This window comes from Bifidobacterium simiiventris, assembly GCF_019331715.1.
Lineage (GTDB): Bacteria > Actinomycetota > Actinomycetes > Actinomycetales > Bifidobacteriaceae > Bifidobacterium > Bifidobacterium simiiventris.
Genome location: NZ_JAHBBG010000001.1, coordinates 270,864 through 289,406 on the forward strand (window position 1 = coordinate 270,864; position 18,543 = coordinate 289,406).

The following is an 18,543-nucleotide window of genomic DNA, read 5'->3' on the forward strand; positions in this document are numbered from 1 at the left end:
TCGCTCATGCAAAGTCCCTCTCGCTGATGTCCGCGTTGCCGGCTGTCTCACCCGTGCCGTCATGCACCCAGCGCACGTGCAGCGGCGCGTACGGGCCGTCCTGTTTGAATTGCAGTGCGCCCTGTTTGAAGAACGCGAGCACCGCCAGGAACCGGGCCACGATCTCGATGCGCGAGGCCGCGTCCTGCGTGAGCTGGGCGAAGGTGAGCGCCTCGCCGTCAGGCAGGGACGACAGCCGTTCGCGCACCAGATCGGCTTGCGCCTGCAAGTCGACCAGCGGCACATGCAGCTGGCTGGTGGCGACCGTGTCCGCGGGGGCGTCGGCGATGGCCCGCGCGGCGATGCGTGCCAGGTCGTCGGACCCGATCGTCCAGGTCAGTTCGGGCAACAGCGCTGCCATCGACGCGTCCAGTGCGGCCGGATGCGCGAACCGCCCGCGGTTGGAGTCGATCCGCGACCGGAAATCGCCCGCCGCGGTCTTGAACGCACGGTATTGCAGCAGTCTGGCGAACAGCAAGTCGCGTTCGCGCAACGCCTCCAGGCTCTGCTCGTCGCGGTCGCCGTCATCGCCGCCGGGCAGCAGCGCGGCGCTTTTCGCTTCCACGAGCACGCTCGCCACGTCGATGAACGCGCTTGCCTCGTCCATGTCGCCGGTCTTGTCCATGCCGCGCACGTAGTCGAGGAATCCTTCGGTGATCGTCGAGAGCGACACCTCGGTCAGTTCGAGCCGCTGGTCGGCGATCATGCCGAGCAGCACGTCGAACGGGCCGGAGTACACGTCGAGGTTCACACGGAATCCTTGCGCGGGTGCGGTCGACGAGTCGGAGTCGGAATTGGAGTCGGGACCGGATACGTGTTCATCGCGCGCGGACAAGGGCACGGATTCGTCGTGTCCGGACGGAGGCGTGGAAAGTCGTGGGGGCTCGGCGTCGTGGCTGGGCCCAGGCAAAACAGCATCGCTCATAAGGGTGTTCTGATGGTCGTGGTGTCCGTCGGCAGGCCCGTGCGGTCAGGCGATCACGCCGCGGGCGACGAGCTCGCGCGCGACCTCGCGGTATTCCTTGCTGGTCTTGTGGTTCGGCGCGAAGATCGTGATCGGCGCGGCGGCGACGGTGGAGTCGGGCAGTTTGATCGACCGTGAGATGACGGTGTGGAACACCTTGTCGCGGAACGCCTCGTAGATGCGCTGCAGCACCTCTTCGCAGTGCAGGGTGCGCGTGTACATGGTCACGAGCACGCCGTAGATCTCGAGCCCGGGGTTGATGCGGGTCTGCACCTTCTCGATCGACTGCATGAGCAGGGCCACGCCGCGCAGCGCGAAGAACTCGGCGGCCACGGGGATGATCACGCCGTCCGCCGCGGTCAGGGCGTTGACGGTGAGCAGGCCGAGCGAGGGCTGGCAGTCGACGATGATGACGTCGTATTCGTTGCGGATCGGACGCAGTACGCCGGCGAGGATCTGCTCGCGGCCGACCTCGGTGACGAGCTGTACCTCGGCGGCCGACAGGTCGATGTTCGCCGGGATGATGTCGAGGTTCTCGAATTCGGTGTGCTGGATGACCTCGTGCACATCCATGCGCGGGTTGAACAGCGCCGTGTAGATCGTGTTGTCGATGTTGTTCGCGTTGATGCCGAGCCCGACGCTGGCCGCGCCCTGCGGGTCGAAGTCCACGATGAGCACGCGACGACCGTACTGGCTCAACGCCCCGGCGATGTTGATGGAACTGGTGGTTTTACCGACGCCGCCCTTTTGATTGCACATGGCGATGACCCTTGCCGGGCCGTGCTGGTGCAACGGCTCCGGGGCGGGAAACGTTTCATATTCACGTCCAAGCAGATCGGTAGGCATAATGCCTCTCATCATAACATCAGCCCGTGTCGGCGCGCCGTGCGCGAACGGCTACCTCGCACGCGGGTGCGCGGTCAGATACGTTTCGATCAGGCCTTCGGGACTGACGTGCGTGTAGATCTGCGTGGTGGTGACGGACGCATGCCCGAGCAGCTCCTGCACGGTGCGCACGTCCGCGCCGCCTTGGATCAGATGCGTGGCGAAGGAATGGCGCAGCGTGTGCGGATGCAGCGGCTTGTCGATGTGCGCGCGTTCGCCGGCGAGACGGATGATCTCCCAGACCGACTGGCGCGACAGGCGGCGCCCGCGTTTGTTGAGGAAGATCGCTCGGCGTTCAGGATTGCCGTTGGAGACGCGTGCCTCCAGCGTCGGACGGGCGACGTTCAGATATCGGGTCATCGCCTCGCACGCGTAGGTGCCGAGCGGTACGAGCCGTTGCTTGGAACCCTTGCCCATGAGCCGGGCGACCCGAGCATCCAGGTCGATGTCGTCGAGGTTCGCGCCGACCGCCTCCGAGACGCGCGAGCCGGTGGCGTACATGAATTCGAGCAGCGCCTTGTCGCGGCAGGCGACCGCGCCTTCGAACGTGCCGGCCTGTGCGCCGTCGGGAACCGGGACCGCGTCGAGCAGGCGCGTCACCTCGTCCACGGTGAGCACGTCGGGCAGAGTGCTCGCGCCCTTGGGCGCCTTGATGCCGGCCGACACGTCGTCATCAACCGCATGTTCGGCCAGCGCGAACCGGTGGAACATGTGCACGCTGGCGAGCCGACGCGCCTTGCTGCGGGCCCCGTCGCCGCTCGTGTCAAGATAGGCGATGTAGTCCTCGACATCCTGTTTGCCGATGCCGTCCGGTTTCGTGATGCCGCGGCCGGCCAGCCAGGTCAGGTATTTGCCGAGGTCGGACTCGTATGCCGCGACCGTCGCCTTCGACAGTCCGCGTTCCACGTCAATGTGCGCGATGAACCGCTCGCACAGCCGTGTCAGTGCATTGTCGTTGTGTTCCATATCGGCCCATGATATGCGAGAACCCCGCACAATGGCGGGGTTCCGTTACACAATCAGTCCACCGGACTGTCGATTTCACGCCCGGCGTGCTGTCGCACGCCCTTCGCGGATGCCCATATTGCATCCGCTCACCTCGGCTATCGACAGTCCACTGGACTGTCGATTTCACGCCTCGGCAGGAGCGTTCACGTCGGCCGGCAGGGCGTTCTTGGCCTCGGCGACGATGGCCTTGAAGGTCTCCGGATCGGAGACGGCGAGCTCGGCGAGAGCGCGGCGATCCAGCTCGATGCCGGCCAGCTTCAGGCCCTGCATGAAGCGGTTGTAGGTGATGCCTTCGGCGCGGACAGCAGCGTTGATGCGCTGGATCCACAGCTTGCGGAAATCACCCTTGCGAGCCTTGCGGTCGCGGAAGTTGTAAGTAAAGGAGTGGAGCAGCTGCTCCTTGGCCTTGCGGTACAGGCGGGAGCGCTGGCCGCGGTAGCCGGAAGCCCTCTCGAGAACAACGCGACGCTTCTTGTGGGCGTTCACTGCGCGCTTGACACGTGCCATAATCTATTCCTCAGCTTTCTAAAAGTTTCTTCGCGAATCGGCTTCAGGCGGCTCAGCGGCCCAGCAGCTTCTTCATGACCTTGGTCTGCGACGGAGCCAGCACGGCATCGGCCTTCAGGGCGCGACGCTTGCGAGCGGACTTGTGCTCCAGGTTGTGGCGCATGGCGCTACCATTCTGAACCAGCTTGCCCTTGCCGGTGACGCGGACGCGCTTGGACGCGGCGGAATTTGTTTTCATCTTCGGCATTGCTGCCCTCCTTGTTGGTTACTTCTTTTCGGAAGTCGTGTTGTCTTCGGTGCCGTTGACCGCGGCCTTCGCCTCGGCTGCGGCCTGTGCCTGGGCCTCCTGCTTGGCGGCCAGACGTGCGGCCTGGCGGGCCTGGCGTTCGGCGCGGGACTGGTCGCCGCGGCGGCGCTGCTCGGACTGCGTGTGCACCTTCTTGCCCTTGGGCGCAAGCGTCATGATGATGTTGCGGCCCTCCTGCTTGGGAGCGGACTCGATGGTGCCGTACTCCTGCACGTCGTCGGCCAGGCGCTGCAGCAGCTCCACGCCGCCGATCGGGCGGGACTGCTCGCGGCCGCGCAGCATGATCGTGACCTTGACCTTGTCGCCGCCGCTCAGGAAGCGGGTGACGTGGCCCTTCTTGACTTCGAAGTCGTGGTCGTCGATCTTCAGGCGGAAGCGGATCTCCTTGATCTCCGCGGTGCTCTGGTTGCGGCGGGCTTCACGAGCCTTGATCTTCTCGTTGTACTTGAACTTGCCGTAGTCGATGAGCTTGGCGACCGGAGGCTTCGCGTTGGGTGCCACCTCGACGAGATCGAGGTTCGCTTCCTTGGCCAGGTTCAGGGCGACGGAAGTCGCGATGACTCCCACCTGCTCGCCGTTCGGTCCGATCAGACGCACCTGGGAGACGCGAATCTCGTCGTTAATGCGTGGTTCGTCGCTAATGATGACTCCAATCCTCATGTTCCTGCTGCGAAACAACCCGGATGGTCGCGATTCATCGCGCGGATTCATGGCAGACCGGAGCGGACGCCGTCAGGCGCCGTTCATATTCCATGCCGAATGCATGTTCATATGTGCCGTATCATCCCGATACGAATCCCGGCGTATCGCCGCCGGAACAGGCCATTGCCGTGAACCCGAGGCCATGAAAGGCTTCCAGGTGGGGGTTGCCCCGCTTTCTTGATTTCTCAAGCCTTGTAGATAATACCATACCCCTCGACCGGGCGTGTCGCGCATGGGGCCGCCCCGCCAGTGCGGCGTCCCGTCACTGCACGGCGCGCAGCAGACCGGCGATGCCTTCCTTCTTCAGCAGGTCGCGGTACGGGCCGGCCTGTTCGGCGATGATGTTGTCGATCGCGCGCATGCCGAGCACCTCGACCGGCGCCTTGTCGTCGGTCAGGATCGTCGCGTCCGCCTTGTCACGCGGATCGTCGACCTCTGTCATCCGTCCGGCCACCGCGTTCATCGTCGCGGCGAGCTCATGGCTGTGCGTGCGGTCGTATGCGCGCGTCTCCAGCGTTCCCGGATCGGACAACGAGTCCATGTCCTCTCCTTCCTTCATCGCGGTCGTCGCCCCGCTAATGTCCATCGTCTTGGCGAACAGTTCGCGGTTCGTCGTGTTCGGCACGTCGGCCGTGCGCACGTTGGCCGAACCGAACACGGTCGAGATCGTGTCGGTGAGCGCCTCGTTGATCGAACCGCGGCCGTCCGAGATCATGTTCATGTTGACGACCATCACGCCGCCGGGGTTGAGGTGCCGCTCCACCATCGTGAAGAACTCGGTCGAGCTCATCTGGAACGGGATGGTGATGTCCTGATACGCGTCGACCATGATCACGTCGTACGTGTCGCGGCTGGCGGCAAGCCACGCGCGCCCGTCGTAGGTCGACACGTCGATGTCGCTCGGCTCGTTGAAATACTCCCCCGCCAGCCGCGTGATCTTGCCGTCGATCTCCACGCCGGTGATCGCCATGTCCGGATAGTACTGGCGCAGCTGTCGCGCGTACGTGCCGGTGCCCATGCCGAGGATGAGCGCGGAGCCGGCATGGTCGGCGAGCGCGGGCGCGGCCAGCGCGGTGTCGTAGTACATGCCGGTCAGCCCGGGCTGTTTCATGGTGACGGACTGCACGCCGAACAGCACGTTGGTCGACAGGATCGTGCGGTCCGACAGGTTTTTGACCTGCAGGTAGTTGTAGATCGACTCGCCCTCGTACGCGACGATCGAGCGGTTCTCCCAGAACGCGAAGCCGGTCATCGGCGAGAACACGCCGGACAGGATGAAGATCACGGCCGCGACGGCGCAGGCGACGCGGCGCACGCGCGCGGCGAGGAAGTAGACGACCGGCAGGCACAGCAGGGCGCCGGAGAAGATGAGGAACGTGACGAACGTGCCGACGGCGGGGATCGTGACGAAGGTCGGCAGGAACGTGCCGAGGATCGAGCCGACCGTGTTGCACGCGGACAGCCGGCCGACGACGGACGCGTTGTCGTCGAGCGAGTCGGTGGCGAACTTGTTGAGGCCGGGCGTGACGGTACCGAGCAGGAACAGCGGCGGCACGAAGATCGCCATGCAGCTGACGAACGCGGCGATGACGAGGAAGTTCGTGGAGACGGAGACGATGAGCAGGCCGGAGATCGCGATGATGAGATATTTGCCGACGAGCGGGATCAATGCGATCCAGACGGCTGCGACGAGGATGCGGAAGTACAGTTTGTCGGGGTTCGGGTCGCGGTCGGCCCAGCGGCCACCGAAGACCGCGCCGAGCGCGAGCGCGATCATGATGGTGCCGATGATGATGGTCCACACGATCTGCGAGCTCGAGAAATAGGGTGCAAGCAGTCGCGACGCACCGAGTTCGGCGGCCATGACGGCCATGCCGGAGAAGAATTCGGTGACGTACAGGAAGATCTTCGATTTGAGGATCGGCCGTTCGTTCTTCGCGTTCGCCTTCGCCATATGCTTCCCCGTTCTCGTTCGCCCGTTGCCGACATCTTGCGAGACTACACCACAGCATTCCTTGCCGCACTGCCCGATATCGCCGTGAGCGAGGCGTAGAGTGGTGCGCATGAGCGAACAGACTTGCGTGATTTTCGGAGCCGGCGAGTATTACGCCGACCGTCCCATCGTGCCCGAGGGCGCGTTCGTGATCGCAGCGGACGGCGGGCTGGACCATACCCGTGCGCTCTCCATCCGTGCCGACGTGGTGATCGGCGACTTCGATTCGCTGCACGGAGGACGGCCGGCCGATGCGGAGCATACGATCGCGTTGCCGAGCGAGAAGGACGATCCGGACATGCTGTCCGCGCTCAAGGTCGGCTGGTCGCACGGCTGCCGAGAATTCCATATCTACGGCGCGCTGGGCGGGCGCATCGATCACACGATCTCCGGCATCCAGCTGATGACGCTGCTCGCGCATCACGGTGGCATCGGGTTCCTGCACGGCGACGGCACGATCGTCACGGCGATCTGCGACGGCGCGTTGTCGTTCCCGGCGCACGAGGCCATGCCGGGCCGCATGGTGTCGGTGTTCTCTCATGCTGATGTCTCGCGCGGCGTGAACGAGCCGGGACTCAAGTACGAGCTGATCGACGGCACGCTGACCAGCGACACCGTGCAGGGCGTGAGCAACGAGTTCCGTTCCGGGGTGCCGGCCGAGATCAACGTGCACGACGGTACGCTGATCGTCACGTTCCCTGCCGAGGCTCCGACGCCTTCGGTGACGCGCTATCGCGAGTTCGGCGGCGATCTGGGCGCGCTCGACACGCATGTCTCCCCCATCCTCGTGAAGTGAGCTCGGCAGCCGGTCACTCGCCGTGGGAGCAATGGCATGTGAGCGTTCACGAAATGTTTGCCCAATAAGCGAAAACACGCCCGCGAATCGTTGCCAATAGTACAGACGACGCATTAGAGTGGGTCATGTTGGTAAACAATGGCCTTGTGTGTGTTCGCGCGCAGGGTCACCCTACAAGGGAGAATTACATGACAGTTAAGATTGGTATTAACGGCTTCGGTCGTATCGGTCGTCTTGCCTTCCGCCGCATCTTCGATCTGCAGCAGAAGGGTGGCGAGGCCGCCGATATCGAAGTCACCGCTATCAACGATCTGACTTCCCCGTCCGCTCTCGCCTACCTGCTGAAGTACGACAGCACTCACGGCACCTTCAAGCACGCTGACGGCACCCCGGTCGACGTCAAGGCCACCGACTCCGCCATCGTCGTGGACGGCAAGGAGTACCCGGTGTACGCCGAGCCGGATGCGAACAACATCCCGTGGGTCAAGAACGACGGTGTCGAGTTCGTCCTCGAGTGCACCGGCTTCTACACCTCCGCCGAGAAGTCCCAGGCTCACCTGAACGCCGGCGCCAAGAAGGTCCTGATCTCCGCCCCGGCCAAGGACGCCACCACCCCGACCGTCGTGTTCGGCGTGAACCACGAGATCCTGAAGCCGACCGACAACATCGTGTCCGCCGGCTCCTGCACCACCAACTCCATGGCCGCCATGGTCAAGCTGCTGAACGACAAGTTCGGCATCAAGGTCGGCTTCATGACCACCGTCCACGCCTACACCGGCACCCAGATGATCCTGGACGGCCCGCGTGGCAAGAAGTCCGGCCGCGACCTGCGCGCCGCCGCCATCAACACCATCCCGCACTCCACCGGTGCCGCCAAGGCCATCGGCAAGGTCGTGCCGGAGGTCAACGGCAAGCTCCAGGGCCACGCCCAGCGCGTTCAGGTTCCGGACGGCTCCATCACCGAGCTGACCACCGTCCTGAACACCGAGACCACCGCTGACGAGATCAACGCCGCGTTCAAGGAAGCCTTCTCCGACACCCCGTACTACGGCTACAACGAGGATGGCATCGTCTCCGGCGACATCATCGGCGACACCCACGGTGGCGTCTTCGATCCGACCCAGACCGACGTCAACACCGTTGACGGCGTGACCATGGCCCGCACCGTTGCCTTCTACGACAACGAGTACGGCTTCACCTCCAACATGGTCCGTACCCTCGAGTACTTCGCTGAGATCTCCGAGTGAATCCGTGCGGGTTCGCCCGCTGATTCATAACGAATCGATCTGGTAGAGGAAAGCCTCGCCCCGCCCCGTGCGGAGCGAGGCTTTTTGCGTGATGAAGCATGACCGACCGTACGGCGGCGTGTTCAACCCGCGCTGTAGCACGACGACTCTATAGTGGGGCGATATGAGCAAGAAATCCAAGAACGAGAAGGGCAAAGGCTCGACACCGGCGACCGTGCAGCTGGAAAAAGCCGGTGTGCCGTTCGAGACGTACGAATACGAGCATTCCAACGACCATATGGATGACGGCTACGGCGTGGAGGCGGCCACCAAGCTCGGTTTCGACGAGCATCAGGTGTTCAAGACGCTGATGGCCGACACCGGTTCCGAACGCGTGGTGGGCGTGGTGCCGGTGAGCGGGCATATGGATCTGAAGGCCCTGGCCGCGGCGGTCGGCGCGAAGAAGGCCGCGATGGCCGATCCGAAGGTCGCCATGCGTGAATCGGGGTATGTGGTCGGCGGCATCTCCCCGCTCGGCCAGAAGGTGCATCACAAGACCGTGCTTGACGAGAGCGCGCTGCAGTACGACCGCATCCTGCTGTCAGGCGGCAAGCGCGGCTTCTCCATCGGCATTGCGCCGGCCGATCTCCTCAAAGTACTGAACGCCGTCGCCGCCCCCATCGGCACCTGGTGACGGATTGCCCCGACATATCAGCATCGCAATGATGCCGGCAGAGCCTCGGTTCCCTCGGCTGAGGGACATTGCCGTAAAGCAAATAGCAGAGCTATTTGTAGGCAATGTGCGAGATGACAGTCGAGCCAGCAAACAAGCCAGCCGTAGGCTGTCCGTAATTGCAGGACACTGTCAGCGAAGCTGACTGAGGGAGCGTCGCGGCCGAAGGCCGGCAATAACACAGCATCGTGCGACGCGCGATTCTAGTGCATGCCACGTATGACGCGAGTGGCGGCTTGCTCTCGCCGACCGACGTCGGTCGGCGAGAGCAAGCCGCCACTTGGGATTTACCGGCCATCCATCCGATCAGATCACGCTGTATTCCTTGAGCAGCGTGGTGATATCGGTGCCGTCGAGCTTCTTCAAGACCTTGCCGAGCACCGCGCGCTCCACGAAGTTAAGCTTCATGTCCGTCACGGGCGCACCGTCGCGCAGCTTGACGGTCGCGTTGAGCAGGTTCCTCACGTCGTAGACGCTGCCCCACACCTCGGGCACGCCGCGGTCCACGTCGAGCAGCGTGTAGACCGCCTCCATGCCGGTGCGCATCGAGTATTCGGTGGTGAAGATCGTGTCGCGTGGCGTTTCGGCGAACTGGCCGAGGAACGCGAAGTTGACCGCGCCGTCCGGCACGACGTCCGGACGGTCGCCGGCCGCGCGCGGCATGAAGAACGCGGTGATGTACGGCATCATGACCGGCACCGTGTTGGCGTGCCGCTTGGCGAGCGCCTCGATCTTGTCGGTCGGGACTCCCATGTGGTAGAGCCACTCCTCGCAGATCTCCTCGCCGGTGCATTCGGTCATCGGCTTCTTCACGTAGTTGCCGGGCTTGTCGGGGAATAGGCCGTACACCCATACGCACAGCTGGTCTTTGGGCTGGTCGCGGAACTGCTGCTGGCGGTTGAGCGTCCAGCTCATGAGCCAGTTGGAGTCGGTGACGGTGACGATGCCGCCGGTGACGACGTTGCCGGAGAACGGGTCGCGCTTGCAGATGCGCTGGATGTACGGCGGGATCTCCTTGTCCAAGGTGGTCACGGTGGCGCTCATCCACTTGGTGGCCTGCGGGTCGGAGCAGAACGTGTCGGGGTGACCGAAGCTCGGATCCTGCTTGGCGATGCGACGCCACATGTCCCAGCCTCCGCCGGGCTTCAAGTCCGGGTTCCACGGGGCCGGCGAGTTCTGCGAGCCCATCGTGGAGTTCTCGACGCAGCCGCCGTTGGTGATGAACACGTAATCGTCGGGCGTCAGGTCGACGGACGACTTGTCGCCGTCGTGGTCAAGGTCGATGCGCACGGCGATCTTCTTGGTCGGCGTGGAATACGGATTGCGTTTGAACACGCCGGACGTGGCCTGGATCTTCAGTATCGTGTCCTGACCTACGCCGGTGTGCTCACGCTTGGGACCATCGCCGCCACCGATCGCGAACTCGACGTTCTCGACCTTGGTGTTGTAGTGGAACTGCACGCCGTGCGCCTCAAGATACCTGACCATCGGCAGGATCATCGACTCGTACTGGTTGTAGCGGGTGAATCGCAGCGCCGAGAAGTCCGGCAGACCTCCGATGTGGTGGATGTAGCGCTTGATGTACAGCTTCATCTCGAGCGCGGAATGCCAGTTCTCGAACGCGAACATGGTGCGCCAGTACATCCAGAAGTTCGAGTTCAGCACCTCGTCGTCGAAGAAGTCGGTGATCGGCTTGTCATACAGGTCCTCGTCGGGCGTGAAGAACAGCTTCATGATCTCCATCGACGCCTTGTCCGTGAGTCCGAACTTGCCGTTCGTTTCGGCGTCGTGGCCGAGATCCTTGGTAGCGCGGCACAGCGAGTAGTTGGGGTCGCGCTTGTTGAGCCAGTAGTATTCGTCGAGCACGGAGACGTCCGGCGTTTCGATGGACGGGATGGAGCGCAGCAGGTCCCACATGACCTCGAAGTGGTTGTCCATTTCACGTCCGCCGCGCATCACGTAGCCGAGGCCGGGGATTTCGGCGCCGTCGCACGCGCCGCCGGGCACGGAGTCCTTCTCGAAGATGTGGATGCGCTCGCCGGGCATCTGTGCGTCGCGCACGAGATAGCATGCGGCGGACAGTGCCGCGAGCCCGGTGCCGATGATGTACGCCGACTTGTGCTCGACGCCTTCCGGCTTGCGCGGGCGGGCGAACGCTTCGTAGTTGCCGTTGGAATAGTACATGTTCCGCCTCCTTGACGGTGGAGTTGACATCACGTCAACCTTGACTCGATAGACATGATGTCGCATTTTCTCGACTCCCGCTATAGACACTAGCCCGTGTTGTGTCGAAAATCCAGAGGCCGCCCGGTTCATCGTGCCGAACCGGTATGCTCGTATGCGATATCGCAATCGAATGGATCTTCAGACAGTAAGGAATCCCATGGCACTGACCAAGAAGCAGACCAAGCAGCTGCGCGCGCTGGCGAACCCGCTCAAGCCGCTGCTGTTCATCGGCAAGAACGATCTGACCGACGCGGCCGTCAAGCAGGCGTCCGAGACGATGGACAGCCACGAGCTGCTCAAGATCGCCGTGCAGGACGGCTCCGGCCTGACCGCGAAGGAGGCCGCGGAGAGCCTCGCCGGCCAGATCGGCGCGGAAGTGGTGCAGGTCATCGGCAACCGCTTCGTGCTCTTCCGCCGTTCCAAGCGCGACGACATCGAGCACATCCAGCTCGTGCGCGAGTAATCCTCGTCACAATCCACACGGCTCCCGCGCGCCATGCCGGGAGCCGAACCATACCCGCCGGCCCACCGACCTATAATCTGACCGCAAAGGAGCATCAGATGACCACCACCCAACCGCACGAACCGTTCGCCATCACCCACGCCCAAGTCGTCACCGGAGACAGGGCCGGCACCACGCTGGAGGACACCACCATCCTCGTCGGCCGCACCGGCCGCATCGAACAGGTCTCCCCCAGCATCGCCACGCCCATCCCCGACGGCTACCGTATGCTCGACGCGACCGGGAAAACCGTGATGCCGGGACTGATCAACGCGCACGTCCACCTGTTCTCCGACGGCCGCCCGCTCAACCCGAAGATGGCCACGCCGCGCGGCCAGCGCATCACCGCGTCGATCATGCATTCGCCGGTCGGCAAGCCGTATCTCAAGGCCCGGGCCAAGGCGAGCGTCACGACATTGCTCAATTCGGGCGTCACCACGATCCGCACGCTCGGCGACGTCGGCTATGAGGCGGTCGAGCTGCGCGAGAGGATCGGCGACGGCCGCATGACCGGTCCGCGCATCCTCGCGTCCGGACCGCTGCTGGCGATTCCGGAAGGCCACGGCGCTCCCCTGATCGCGCTGACCGGCGAGAGCCCGGACGACATGGCCCGCAATACGCGGGAAAACCTCGAGCATGGCGTGAACGCGATCAAGATCGCGGCAACCGGCGGCGTGACCGACGCGCAGCGGCCGGGCGAGGCCGGCAGCCCGCAGATGGGCGTCGATCAGATGCGCGCGATCTGCGACGTGGCGCATGAGGCCGGCGTGATCGTCGCCGCACACGCGCAGAGCCCGGAAGGCGTCAAGCGCGCGCTGCTGGCCGGCGTGGACACGATCGAGCATGGCAGCGAACTCGATCCGTCGATGATCGAACTGTTCCGGCACAACCCGCATGCGCTGCGCGGCTGGTCGGCGTTGGTGCCGACGATATCCGCCGGCCTGCCGATGACGCTGCTCGATCAGCAGACGACCGGCATCACGGACATCCAGCTGGCGAACGCGCGCACGGTGGTGGCCGGCATGCTGGCCGGCGCGAACGACGCGCACGACGAGGATCTGCGCGTGGGCGTCGGCACGGACACGGCGATGACGTTCGTGACGCAGTACAACACGTGGCGCGAGCTTGATCTGCTGGTCAAGCGGGCCGGGTTCACGGCGGCCGAGGCGGTGCACGCGGCGACATTGGGCAATGCGGAGATTCTCGGCGTGGATGATGTGACCGGGTCGATCGAGATCGGCAAGGCGGCCGATCTGCTCGTGCTGGAGGGCGATCCGCTGCTCGATCTGCGCGTGCTCAAGGAGCCGGTGCTGGTCGTTGCGAACGGCTCGCCGGTCTGGCACCCGAAGGTGCGCCGTTTCGACGACATCGACGCGCTGCTCGACCGCGCCTACCGCGAGTAGGCGATCGGCCGAAATACGGGAATCGCCCGCATCTCCTTGCCGGAGTGCGGGCGATTTCCGTATCGGCGTCTCGATCGACGGGCCGGATCAGATGTTGCCGCGTACGTGCTGGTCCGCCCACGACTGGGAGTGGGTGAACGTGGCCGGGTCGGCGCTCACGTTGCCGTGCGGATCGTGCAGCGCGTCGATGGCGGCGAGTTCGGCGTCGGTCAGGTCGAAGCCCGCGCTGGCGAGGTTCGCCTTCATGCGCTCCACGTGCTTCGACTTCGGGATGATGATGCGGCCCTCCTGCGTGTGCCAGCGCAGCACGACCTGCGCCGGGGTGACGCCGTGCGCCTTGGCGGCCGCGACGACCGGCTCGGATTCGATGTCCTTGCCGTGGCCGAGCGGGCTGTAGGCTTCCGCGACGATGCCGTGCGCCTTGCAGAACGCGAGATTACCCGGCTGGCTGAAACGCGGGTGGACCTCGATCTGGTTGACGGCCGGCGTCTCACCGGAGTCGTCGATCACGCCGCGCAGATGCTCAGGCAGGAAGTTGCTGACGGCCGGCACGCGGATCGCGCCTTCGTCGCGCAGCTTGAGCAGTGCCTGCCAGGTCTCCTTGTAGAAGCCGGCCGCGGCGAACGGCCAGTGGATCAGATACATGTCGACCACATCGACCTTGAGCTTGCGGCGGGACTCGTCGAACGCGACCATCGCGGAATCGTAGCCCTGGTCGCAGTTGCGCAGCTTGGTGGTGACCCACACCTTGCCGGCCATGCCGGTGGCCTTGAGCGCGTCGCCGACCTGTTCCTCGTTGTAGTAGGCCGCCGCGGTGTCGATGTGACGGTAGCCGATCTCCAACGCCTCCTCGACCGCGCGCTGCGTGTCTTCGGGCGGGATCTGGAACGTACCGAAACCGATCTGCGGGATCACCGAATGGAACTTGTCGTTCAACGTGATCTCAGGCGATGCCGCAACGCCGTTATCCTCAGCCATCATTGCCCCTTTCAGCATGACATGTCCTATGCAATCACCATGCTATACCCGATATGGCATACAAAACAATCGGATGGACACGCGACCGGCCGAACCTCCACGGCAACGATCACCGCACCGGATGCTCGATCAGATCACGTTCGATCCACGCCATCACCAGATCGGCGAGACGGTTCACCTCGTCGTCGCTCAACGCGCGGCCCTTCGGGATGTGATGCCATTTCTCGATGCATCCGCGGCAGCAGGTGGCGGTCGCGTGCTGCGCGGTGAATACCGGATGCCCGCGCCACGGCGTCTGCCGTCCGTCGTTCCTCGGCTCGGCGTCGCCCACCCGCGCGCGCAGCATCTCACGCGCATGCCGGTCGATCACCGCCTTGCCCTTCGCCCGCGCGTACGCCCGGTCCTTGTCGGACAGCACGAACTTCGCCCGGAACGCCGACTTCGACAGTCGTTCCAGCGTCTGCCCGATCCAGCGCGATTCGTCGCCGTTCGTTCCGTACGACCGGCCGTTTGCGCCGTTCGTACCGTTTACGCCGTCCATATCGTCATCCATGCCATCTGCCATAGTTCAGGCATATCGCCGCCTCTGGTCAATGCGGGCGCAGGCCATAGTCGCGCTCCTCCGCGCGAACCGTCACGAGCGGGGGAAACATCGCCGGACGACGAAACCGGACCGCCCGTCACGCGGCGGGCAGGCAGCTGGGGCCGAACAGCATCTTGATGTCGGCGAACAGCGCGGTGTCGCGTTTGATGCGGAACCGGTCGCCGAACGTGAGCACCTGCGCGTTGCCGTCGTCGTCGAGCACGGCGAGACGCACCTCGCACAGTCCCGGATGCGCGTGCAGCACCTGCGCCAGACGGGTCACGTTGTTGCGTCCCAGCGCCATCTGCGGCAGGGTGATCAGCAGCGGCCGTTCGTCGGCGGCCTCCAGGGTCGGCACCTGCATTTCGGTGGCGCGCATGCTCACCGTTTCGTCGCGCACCTCGACCTGTCCGCGGATCTGCACGATCTGGTCGACGGCGAGGTCGGCGAACGCGGCTTCGTACACCTTGCCGAAGAACATGCACTGGATCGAGCTTTCCATGTCTTCGACGGTGACGATCGCCCACGCGTTGCCCTTCTTGGACACGCGTCGGTCCACGCCGGTGATCAGTCCGGCGATCGTGACCTGCTGGCCGTCGCCCATCGTCTTCGCACGGTCGATCAGATGCGCGATCGACATTTCGCGCAGGTTGGCGAGCACCGACTGCATGCCGGACAGCGGATGGTCGGACACGTACAGGCCGAGCATCTCGCGTTCGAAGTTGAGCTTGGTCTTCTTGTCCCATTCCTCGATGTCGGGCACGTTGACGACCGCGTCGCCCATCGCCGCCGCACCGCCGTCGTCGTCATCGGCGAACAGGTCGAACTGACCTTCCGCCTGCTTGCGTTTGATGCCGACGACCGAGTCGATCGCGGCCTCGTGCACGGTGAACAGCGCACGGCGGTTCGGATCGATCGAATCGAACGCACCGGCCTTGATGAGCGACTCGACCATGCGCCGGTTGAGCGCGCTCAGCGGCACGCGGCGGATGAAGTCCATGAAGTTGACGTACTTGCCGCGCGGCCCCTCGCGTTCGGCGATGATGTCCTTGACCGGGGCCTCGCCGACGTTGCGGATCGCGCCGAGACCGAAGCGCACGACGTCGCCGACGGCGGAGTACTCGTACACCGATTCGTTGACGTCCGGCGACAGCACCTGAATGCCCATACGGCGCGCCTCGCCGAGGTAGAGCGCGGTCTTGTCCTTGTTCGTGGACGCGCCCTGCAGCAGGGCGGCCATGAACTCGACCGGATAGTGGGTCTTGAGGTACGCGGTCCAGTACGAGATCAGGCCGTAGGCGGCCGAATGCGCCTTGTTGAACGCGTATCCGGAGAACGGGACCAGGATCTCCCAGATGGCCTCGGCGGCCTGTTCGGAGTAGCCGTGCTCCTTCATGCCGGCGAAGAACGGCACCTTCTCCTTGGCCAGCACCTCGGGCTTCTTCTTGCCCATCGCTCGTCGCAGCACGTCTGCCTTGCCCAGCGAGTATCCGGCGAGGATTCGCGCGGCGGACTGCACCTGCTCCTGGTAGATGATCAGGCCGTAGGTCTCGTCGAGCACCTGCTTCAACGGTTCGTCGAGCTCGGGATGGATCGGCGTGATCTTCTGCAGGCCGTTCTTTCGCTTGGCGTAGTTGGTGTGCGACTCCATCGACATCGGGCCCGGTCGGTACAGGGCGATGAGTGCGGAGATGTCGTTGAAGTTGGTGGGCTTCAACGTGCGCAGCAGCGAGCGCATGCCGTCGCCATCGAGCTGGAACACGCCGAGCGTGTCGCCGCGCGAGAGCAGTTCGTAGGTGGCCTTGTCGTCGAGCGGGATCTTGGTATGGTCGATGCTGCCTTTGCCGTTGAGCTCGATGTTACGGATCGTGTCGCGGATGGTCGTAAGGTTGGACAGGCCGAGGAAGTCCATCTTGACCAGGCCGAGCGTTTCGCAGGTGTGGTATTCGAACGTGGTGGTGACGGTGCCGTCGACGCGTTCGAGCAGCGGCGACGTGTCGGTGATCGGCTCGGAACCCATGATCGTGGCGCACGCGTGCACGCCGGTCTGGCGGATCAGGCCCTCGATGCCCTTGGCCTCCTCGGTGATGCGCTTGGCATCCGGATCGGAATCGTACAGTTCGCGGAACTCGCGCGCCTCGGCGTAGCGTTTCGCGTTCGGGTCGAAGATGTCGTGCAGGCTGATGTCCTTGCCGCCGGTGGCGGCCGGCGGCAGCGCCTTGGTGACCTTCTCGCCCATCGAGAACTCGTATCCCATGATGCGGGCGGAGTCCTTGAGGGCCTGCTTGGTTTTAATGGTGCCGTAGATCACGCACTGCGCGACCTTGTCGTGGCCGTACTTGTCGGCCACGTATTCGAGCACCTTGGCGCGGCCGTCGGGGTCGAAGTCCACGTCGATATCAGGCAGGGAGACTCGTTCCGGGTTAAGGAAGCGTTCGAAGATCAGACCGTGCTTCAACGGGTCGAGTTCGGTGATGCCCATCGCGTAAGCGACCATCGCACCTGCCGCGGAGCCTCGGCCCGGGCCGACCATCACGCCGTGCGACTTCGCCCAGTTGATGTAGTCGGCCACGACGAGGAAGTAGCCGCAGAACTGCATCTGGCAGATCACGCCGCATTCGTAGTCGGCCTGCTTGAGCACCTCCATCGGCGGATGCCCGTCGTAGCGCTTCTCGAGGCCCTCCTCGACCTTCTTGAGGAACAGCGAGGTCTCGTCCCAACCTTCGGGGCAGTCGAACTGCGGCATGAACGCGCCGTCCTCGTGGTCGTCGAAGATCACGTTGCAGCGTTCGGCGATCTCGAGCGTGTTGTCGCACGCCTCCGGGAAGTCCTTGAACAGTTCGCGCATCTGTTCGGCAGACTTGATGTAGTAGCCGGAGCCGTCGAACTTGAACCGGTCCGGGTCGTCGAGCCGGCTGCCGGAGTTGATGCACAGCATCGCGTCCTGCGCGTCGCGGTCCTCCTCGAGCACGTAGTGCGAGTCGTTAGTGGCGAGCAGCGGCGCGTTGAGTTTCTTCGCTATGGTGAGCAGGTCGTTGGTGACCTGCGTCTCGATCTTCAGGCCGTGGTCCATGATCTCGATGAAGAAGTTGTCGCGGCCGAAGATGTCCTGGAATTCACCGGCGACGCGCAGCGCGTCGTCGAACTGGCCGAGGCGCAGACGGGTCTGGATGATGCCCGAGGGGCAGCCGGATGACGCGATCACGCCCTTGGAGTACGTAGAGAGCACCTCCTTGTCCATACGCGGGTAGCGCGCCACGCGGCCTTCGAGGTTGGCCACGGACGAGGCCTTCATGAGGTTGACGAGGCCTTCGTCGTTTTCGGCCCACATGGTCAGGTGGGTGATCAGGCCGCCGCCCGACACGTCGTCGCTGCGCTGGGCTTCGGTGCCCCAGTGCACGCGCGACTTGTCCTGGCGAGCGGTCTCCGGCGTCACGTACGCCTCGATGCCGATGATCGGCTTGACCCCGGCGCCGACGGCGGTGCTCCACAATTCGTATGCGCCGTGCATGTTGCCATGGTCGGTGATGCCGACCGCGGGCATGCCGAGCTCCTTGACCCGGTTCACCAGATTCGGGATCTTCGACGCACCGTCGAGCAGCGAGTAGTGCGTGTGATTGTGCAGATGGACGAAGCTCTTTCCCGATTCAGTCATGCGTTCCACCATACCGCATGCCCTTGGCGGGGCATG

16 protein-coding genes are annotated in these 18,543 nt (G+C 64.2%); 5 read left to right on the top strand and 11 right to left on the bottom strand.

Going from position 1 to position 18,543, the window contains the following annotated elements; translation table 11 throughout:
* Positions 1 to 4: 4 nt before the first annotated feature.
* The 7 genes from KIH76_RS01210 to KIH76_RS01240 form a co-directional block, all read right to left on the bottom strand.
* Positions 5 to 874, bottom strand: coding sequence for a segregation and condensation protein A (locus KIH76_RS01210; protein WP_420829239.1), 870 nt, complete (start codon positions 872 to 874; stop codon positions 5 to 7).
* A 135-nt stretch (positions 875 to 1,009) separates the two neighbouring features.
* A complete protein-coding gene (locus KIH76_RS01215) occupies positions 1,010 to 1,849 on the bottom strand; it encodes a ParA family protein (RefSeq protein ID WP_214372849.1) in 840 nt (279 codons plus the stop codon).
* Positions 1,850 to 1,900: 51 nt separating this feature from the next.
* A complete protein-coding gene (gene xerD, locus KIH76_RS01220) occupies positions 1,901 to 2,854 on the bottom strand; it encodes a site-specific tyrosine recombinase XerD (RefSeq protein ID WP_214372848.1) in 954 nt (317 codons plus the stop codon).
* Between the two features lie 165 nt (positions 2,855 to 3,019).
* On the bottom strand, positions 3,020 to 3,403 hold the full coding sequence (gene rplT / locus KIH76_RS01225; protein WP_152357323.1) for a 50S ribosomal protein L20: 384 nt from the start codon (positions 3,401 to 3,403) through the stop codon (positions 3,020 to 3,022).
* A gap of 52 nt (positions 3,404 to 3,455) precedes the next feature.
* Positions 3,456 to 3,650 (bottom strand): 50S ribosomal protein L35, encoded by a 195-nt coding sequence (rpmI, locus tag KIH76_RS01230; RefSeq protein WP_152357322.1) that lies wholly within the window; start codon positions 3,648 to 3,650, stop codon positions 3,456 to 3,458.
* Between the two features lie 18 nt (positions 3,651 to 3,668).
* Entirely contained in the window at positions 3,669 to 4,370 is a 702-nt protein-coding gene (gene infC, locus KIH76_RS01235) for a translation initiation factor IF-3 (protein ID WP_163232035.1), read from the bottom strand.
* A 304-nt stretch (positions 4,371 to 4,674) separates the two neighbouring features.
* Positions 4,675 to 6,366, bottom strand: a complete 1,692-nt coding sequence (locus tag KIH76_RS01240) for a spermidine synthase (RefSeq protein WP_236036739.1) — start codon at positions 6,364 to 6,366, stop codon at positions 4,675 to 4,677.
* Positions 6,367 to 6,475: 109 nt separating this feature from the next.
* Here KIH76_RS01240 and KIH76_RS01245 point away from each other — a divergent pair, with 109 nt between their 5' ends.
* From KIH76_RS01245 to ybaK, 3 genes are all read left to right on the top strand, one after another.
* Entirely contained in the window at positions 6,476 to 7,201 is a 726-nt protein-coding gene (locus tag KIH76_RS01245) for a thiamine diphosphokinase (RefSeq protein WP_219068848.1), read from the top strand.
* A 188-nt stretch (positions 7,202 to 7,389) separates the two neighbouring features.
* Entirely contained in the window at positions 7,390 to 8,448 is a 1,059-nt protein-coding gene (gap, locus tag KIH76_RS01250) for a type I glyceraldehyde-3-phosphate dehydrogenase (protein WP_163232039.1), read from the top strand.
* A 163-nt stretch (positions 8,449 to 8,611) separates the two neighbouring features.
* Positions 8,612 to 9,121, top strand: a complete 510-nt coding sequence (gene ybaK, locus KIH76_RS01255; protein WP_219068850.1) for a Cys-tRNA(Pro) deacylase — start codon at positions 8,612 to 8,614, stop codon at positions 9,119 to 9,121.
* A 345-nt stretch (positions 9,122 to 9,466) separates the two neighbouring features.
* Here the strand turns inward: ybaK and KIH76_RS01260 are convergent, their stop codons facing one another.
* Positions 9,467 to 11,344: an oleate hydratase gene (locus tag KIH76_RS01260; protein ID WP_219068852.1), complete on the bottom strand. Its 1,878-nt coding sequence runs from the start codon at positions 11,342 to 11,344 to the stop codon at positions 9,467 to 9,469.
* Between the two features lie 199 nt (positions 11,345 to 11,543).
* Between KIH76_RS01260 and KIH76_RS01265 the strand changes: the two genes are divergently transcribed.
* Together KIH76_RS01265 and KIH76_RS01270 are read left to right on the top strand one after the other, a co-directional pair.
* Positions 11,544 to 11,849 carry a YhbY family RNA-binding protein gene (locus KIH76_RS01265; protein ID WP_214372839.1) on the top strand — a complete coding sequence of 102 codons (306 nt, stop codon included), beginning with the start codon at positions 11,544 to 11,546 and terminating at the stop codon, positions 11,847 to 11,849.
* 98 nt (positions 11,850 to 11,947) lie between these two features.
* Positions 11,948 to 13,291, top strand: a complete 1,344-nt coding sequence (locus KIH76_RS01270; RefSeq protein WP_219068855.1) for a metal-dependent hydrolase family protein — start codon at positions 11,948 to 11,950, stop codon at positions 13,289 to 13,291.
* 87 nt (positions 13,292 to 13,378) lie between these two features.
* Here KIH76_RS01270 and KIH76_RS01275 read toward each other — a convergent pair whose 3' ends face one another.
* The 3 genes from KIH76_RS01275 to dnaE form a co-directional block, all read right to left on the bottom strand.
* On the bottom strand, positions 13,379 to 14,272 hold the full coding sequence (locus KIH76_RS01275; protein ID WP_219068857.1) for an aldo/keto reductase: 894 nt from the start codon (positions 14,270 to 14,272) through the stop codon (positions 13,379 to 13,381).
* A gap of 106 nt (positions 14,273 to 14,378) precedes the next feature.
* On the bottom strand, positions 14,379 to 14,810 hold the full coding sequence (locus tag KIH76_RS01280) for a DUF4186 domain-containing protein (RefSeq protein WP_219069170.1): 432 nt from the start codon (positions 14,808 to 14,810) through the stop codon (positions 14,379 to 14,381).
* Between the two features lie 139 nt (positions 14,811 to 14,949).
* Entirely contained in the window at positions 14,950 to 18,519 is a 3,570-nt protein-coding gene (gene dnaE, locus KIH76_RS01285; protein ID WP_420829240.1) for a DNA polymerase III subunit alpha, read from the bottom strand.
* Positions 18,520 to 18,543 lie beyond the last annotated feature (24 nt).